Raw genomic sequence first — 5,366 nt, 5'->3', positions numbered from 1 at the left:
GATTGGGGCTACGCTCGGCCTCGAACCTCAGTTCCACCGCCGTTTCGACCTTGTTGACGTTCTGTCCACCCGGACCCGAGGACCGGGAAAAGCTCTCGGTCAGCTCCCAGTCGGCAAGGGTGATATCGTCAGAGATGCGCAGCATGGAATTGGTGTAGTTCGACACGAAAGCCAAGTCCACTTCCGCCGGTGTCTCAGATTTAAATTCGGCCATCGGGACGTTGCTACCGTTAAACCGAAGTGCCACCCGCCCGGGAACAAGCCGAAGGCGCCGGGCGAGCGCCTGCCCGTCCCGGCGGGCTGGCGCTTTGGCGGCCCCGCGCATCGCATGAGGTCAGAGGAGCTTTGCCACCATAAACCACGCCGAAGAACGGTCGCTGCGCCACCCCACGGGGCAGGCACCCGCCCGGCTTGCGTTGCGAATGGGGCAATGTCCGCTATGGGCTCAACCCAAAACTCAGGCTGAATCTTTGCCCCGCCTGCGCTTGCGGCAATCGCCAGAAAACGGAAAGGGCCGCTCCGGGTTGGAACGGCCCTCCGAGATCTACGGAGATGGGCCAGTTAGGGTGTCGAAGATCGACAAGGCCCAGTCAAGGTTCAAAGCCCAAGATGTTACCCTCGGGTCAACGCCCCCCTGACTGTCCCGACACTTCTCTCCAATATCACTCTAGACACTGGATCACCTCCTTTCTCTGCGTTGCCGTTATCCACAGGCTGCCACAGATTTTGTGTCTGTCAAATGTTTTTACGCAACTTTTGCCGTCATTCTTGTAACAATTGCTCGAAACGGCAAAAGCGCGACCAAAGCGAGTGACAGTTTCACGATCCAGTCCGCCGTCGCCAGGGACACCCAGAGCGGCACGACCGGGCCCTTGCCCAGAAGCGGGATCATCTCGGTTGCCCAGGAAACGTCATTGGCGGGTTCGAGGAAGATCAGCGCCGCGGAAAAGGCGATGGTGAAGAAAATTGCGGTATCGACAGCCGATCCGACAAGGGTCGACACCAAGGGCGCACGCCACCAGGCACCTTCGCGCATCCGGTCGAAGATCGAAACGTCCAGAAGCTGCGCGACTAGGAAGGCAAGCCCAGAGCCGAGCGCGATGCGCAAGGTCACGAGCGGGCCGAATTCACCGATGATCTGGGTGCCGATCAGCGAACAGATCACGCCGACGACGAAACCGGCCAGAACCACACGCCGCGCGGCGGCGGGGCCATAGACGCGGTTCATGACGTCGGTCACGAGGAAGGTGAACGGATAGGTGAAGGCGCCCCAGGTCAGGAACCAGTCGTCGATCACATATTGAACGAGGATATTCGCGGCCACGACAATGGCGGCCATGGCAAGAATGCCGGGAAGAAGCTTGCGGGTCATGTATCTGTCCGTTTTTTACAAGGTCGCGGAGACTTGGTCCCATCATGGGAACGGGCGGCGTGTAAGCCCTCGCGCCTTACCGGTCAAGTCATTCGACGATGCGGTAATCCACGATCTCGGTCCGCTGGACCGGCAGAAAGTTATCATCCGAAATCATCGTCAGCCGGATCGCACCACTTTCGTCCTGCCAGACGGCGATGCCTTCCAGATTATCATGCACACCTGCGCTGGTCTCGAACAGGATCTCATCGGCGCTGACCGTGTCCCCCGCCAGCGTGATCCGCCGCGCCCGGCTCATGAAGCCGATGAAGGGCCAGAAGTCGCGTTCCAGCACGTAAAGCCGCCCATCCGGCCCGAAATCCGCCCCCACCGGCTGCCAGCCGCCATCGCGGCGCAAGGTGAACGGGGTCTTAAGCGCGCCGTCGCGCAACCGGAAAACCGGGATTGGGTCACCGATCCTGCCAAACGCCTCCGGCAACGCGTAAAGCGCGCCATCCCCGGCAATCGCCAGCGCCTCGATCCCCTTGTTCAGCGGAAGAAGCCGGAACACTGTGGGCCAGAACTCCTTCACCCAGGTTTTGCCGCCATCCCGGTACTCCGCAATCCGGTTATGGGTCTCGTATGAAACGAAAAGAGTGCCGTCCGGCCTGATCGCCAGCCCCTCCGCATCATCCATCGGGTGGGCGACGGGGGTTCCATGATGCGATGGTGGCACGATGGGGTCACCGCTCGCGACACCGGTCACCACGCCCATTTCATCACGTGACAACCGGCCAGCATAGATTGCCGCAGAATCCGATATGGTCACGAAGCCAAGCCCGTCTGCGTCCAGATCGAAGCCCGAGAACCCACCGAAATGCGGGTCTTCGCCAGTCCAGACATAGGTTCCGACTTGGATGGCACGCGGCAGGGCCGAGGCCCCGCCCGCCAGAACCAGCGCGCAGGCCGCGATCAGTTGGAGGCGAGAACAGAGGAGCATTGCTGTGGCAGATCCGCCATCGTGAATTGGCGCGCGCCCTTCTTGGGTGGCGCCTTCTTGGTCTTTTTCGATGGTTTCGGCGGGTTCCTGAGCTGGTCCAGATACTCGGTCACCCACCAGTTCAGCGTCGCATCGCAGCCCTCACCGCCTTTGGACAGTTCAGACACCGTCGGTGTCTGCGTCTGGCACAGGCCCGACCCTTTCGGGCATTTCAGCCGCACATGGAAATGCGTGTTGTGGCCGTAAAGCGGGCGGATTTTCTGAAGCCACGCCTTGTCCGACCGTTTCGCCGTCTTGCACATCGCGATCTTGACCGCCGCCGCAACAAAGATGCGGTCAACGCGCGGATCGGAAGCGGCCGCCTTCATCAGCGCATGATGCGTCGGGGTCCAATTGCCATTGACGCGGGTCTGATCGTTGGTGCGGACAGAGATCGAACTGATCTTCTCGCGCTCACCCCGGCTCAGGTTCAGGCGTTTCGGCGGCAGCATCCAGATATCGGCATCAAGCCCGATCTGATGGCTGGAATGGCCGCTGGTCATCGGACCGCCGCGCGGCTGGCTCATATCGCCGACATAAAGCCCGGCCCAGCCCAGTTTGCGGGCATGGGCGGACAGGTCGACGAGGTATTGCACCAGTTCCGGATGACCCCAGTTGCGGTTCCGTGACAGCCGCATCGCCTGCCAGGTCGGCCCGGATTCGGGAAGCTGCACAAAGCCCGCACCACAACCCTTGGCATAGGTTCCGATGGCATGCGCTTTCTGCGCCGATGCGGACCGCTTCGCGCCGAACAACTGGTTCGCGAGCGGCTCTGCGCCAGCAGCAAACGGCGCCAGCAACATCATGCAAATCAGAAAACCACCAATTTTCATGCCGGGCGTTCTCCTCTGGGTTTAACCCATATCATCAACAAAAATCCGATCAGGAACAAGCCTACAAGCGGCGCGATTCCCAGACGGGCGTTGCCCATCTCCAGCGTCGCCCAGGTGATCAGGGCCGGAGCAAGAAAGGCCGTCGCCTTGCCCGAAAGGCCGTAGAACCCGAAATCGCCCGCCGCGTCATGCTCGCTGGTATGGAACACCATAAGCGTCCGGCTGGCCGCCTGCGCGATGCCGCCGCAGGCGCCAATGACCACGCCGCAACCATAAAAGACGATGTCTGGCAAGGGCGATCCGTCAGGCAGCTTCACGCCGAACAGCGTGTCCGGCGTCAGGTTCATCATCACGATGATGGTCAGTGTCAGCACAACGACAGACATCATGATCACCGGTTTCGGCCCGACCGAGCTGTCAAGCTTGCCACCCGCCCATGAGGCGATGGTCGCGGCAATGGCGGCGATAATGCCGAATGTGCCGCTCTGGATCACGGTCCAGCCCATGACGTTCGAGGCAAAGGCCCCGCCCAAAGCATAGGTCGCGTTCAGCGCATCTCGGTAGAACATCGAGGCGATCAGGAAGACCAGAAGGCTCGGGCGCTGCTTCAGCGCGACGATGGCCCGGCCCAGCCCGGCCAGTGCCGCGCCCACCTTCTTGCCGCCCTGCACTGCGGGTTCCTTCACCCAAAGGAAGAAAGGCACCATGAAAACGACGTACCAGAGCGCGGTGAAGGGCCCCACCGACCGGGTGCCTTCGCGCGTTTCCGGATCGAGCCCGAAGACCGGCGAAATGCCGATCAGCGTCTTACCCGTCTCGGCGTTTTCCGCGAAAAACAGCAGGAAGACGAACAATGCGATGACACCGCCGAAATAGCCAAAGGCAAAACCGGTGCCCGAGACCTTGCCCATATCCTCATGGCTGGCAAGCGACGGCATCAGCGCATTGGTGAAATTGGTGGCCATTTCCATTCCGATGAAGCCGAAGGCGAACCAGAAGGCCGCCCAGAACAGGGTCGGCATACCGGGGATCGCCCACCAGAGCAGGAACGCCCCGACCACGTACATGACCGAAAAGACCCAGATCCACGGCATCTTGCGCCCACGGCCGTCGGCGACGACACCCAGAACCGGGGCAAGAATGGCGATGATAATGCCGGTGACAGTCTGGGTCGCCGTCCAATAGGCCTGCGATGCGGCTTTCGATGCTTCCACTTCAAGGCCATTGGCCTGATAATAGTCGCGGGCCAGTTCGGCGAAATAGGGGCCGAAGATGAAGGTCAGAAGCAGCGTGTTGTAAGGCTGGCTGGCCCAGTCAAAGAACCACCAGCCCCAGATCCGTTTCTTCGCCGATACCGACATTCACGCGCCCCTCTTTCAGTTGCGGGCGATCAAGCCCGAAAAGGGGACGGCGCGCAAGCAGGTGCAACCGGTGTGGCGCTGCGCCGCTACGTCACCGGCGGCCAGGGCCGTTTGGCATCGGCCTCAATCCAGGCCAGAACCCAGTCGGGCAAGGCCGGGCTTTCGGCTTGCTGGTCAAGGGCTGCCAGCAGTTCTGACGGCGGGACGATCCCGTTGGATGAGGTCACGGCCGAGCGCAGCAACATGTGGCTGGTGCATTCCGCCCCGCGCCACATGCTTTGTTCCATGTAGATAAAGCGATCATCCCAGCCGATGCAGCGGCTGACCATCTCCAATCGGTCGAACATCCGCACCCGGCGGCGATAGCGCACCGAATTGCCCGCAACCGTGATCGCCCAGCGCTTTTGTCGCAGAACCCGGGCCAGCCCGGTGCGGATCGCCAACGGGATGCGCCCCAGATCAAAGATTGTCAGCGTCCGGCCATTGTTCAACTCAACCCACAGATCCAGATCCCAGGGCCAGCACATATGATGCGACCGGTGCGCCTCGGTCAGGCCAAGCGGTGCCTGACGGCTGCTGATCGCGATTTCCTTGATCATGCGGATGAAGGGATACATCGGCACCTCCTGACGGGCGATGACGCCCGGGTGCCGCAGTCCTGCCCCGTCGTCAACCGGCAACGTTGCGTAAGATGGTTGCGCGCGCAGCCCTTACCACTTACCTCTGATCGCGACCTGAATTGCCGGAGAACCTGATGCAGTCGCTGTTCCAGATCCTGATGC

At 61.4% G+C, this 5,366-nt stretch carries 6 protein-coding genes; all 6 read right to left on the bottom strand.

Going from position 1 to position 5,366, the window contains the following annotated elements:
* A partial coding sequence (locus WBB85_RS16100) for a peptide chain release factor-like protein (protein ID WP_432639614.1) occupies positions 1-145 on the bottom strand: 145 nt, incomplete at its 3' end.
* Between the two features lie 600 nt (positions 146-745).
* Positions 746-1,372 (bottom strand): queuosine precursor transporter, encoded by a 627-nt coding sequence (locus WBB85_RS16095; RefSeq protein ID WP_432639613.1) that lies wholly within the window; start codon positions 1,370-1,372, stop codon positions 746-748.
* 88 nt (positions 1,373-1,460) lie between these two features.
* Positions 1,461-2,351 (bottom strand): esterase-like activity of phytase family protein, encoded by an 891-nt coding sequence (locus tag WBB85_RS16090; RefSeq protein WP_432639612.1) that lies wholly within the window; start codon positions 2,349-2,351, stop codon positions 1,461-1,463.
* Positions 2,324-3,223, bottom strand: a complete 900-nt coding sequence (gene mepA / locus WBB85_RS16085; protein WP_432639611.1) for a penicillin-insensitive murein endopeptidase — start codon at positions 3,221-3,223, stop codon at positions 2,324-2,326. The genes WBB85_RS16090 and mepA overlap by 28 nt, the downstream gene beginning before the upstream one ends.
* On the bottom strand, positions 3,220-4,584 hold the full coding sequence (locus tag WBB85_RS16080; protein ID WP_432639610.1) for an MFS transporter: 1,365 nt from the start codon (positions 4,582-4,584) through the stop codon (positions 3,220-3,222). The genes mepA and WBB85_RS16080 overlap by 4 nt, the downstream gene beginning before the upstream one ends.
* A gap of 86 nt (positions 4,585-4,670) precedes the next feature.
* Positions 4,671-5,201 carry an acyl-CoA thioesterase gene (locus WBB85_RS16075; protein ID WP_432639609.1) on the bottom strand — a complete coding sequence of 177 codons (531 nt, stop codon included), beginning with the start codon at positions 5,199-5,201 and terminating at the stop codon, positions 4,671-4,673.
* Positions 5,202-5,366 lie beyond the last annotated feature (165 nt).

The organism is Albidovulum sp., from assembly GCF_049646345.1.
In the GTDB taxonomy this organism is placed as follows: domain Bacteria; phylum Pseudomonadota; class Alphaproteobacteria; order Rhodobacterales; family Rhodobacteraceae; genus Albidovulum.
The sequence above is the reverse complement of the archived record's forward strand: the minus strand, read 5'-3'. Positions and strand labels throughout refer to the sequence as shown.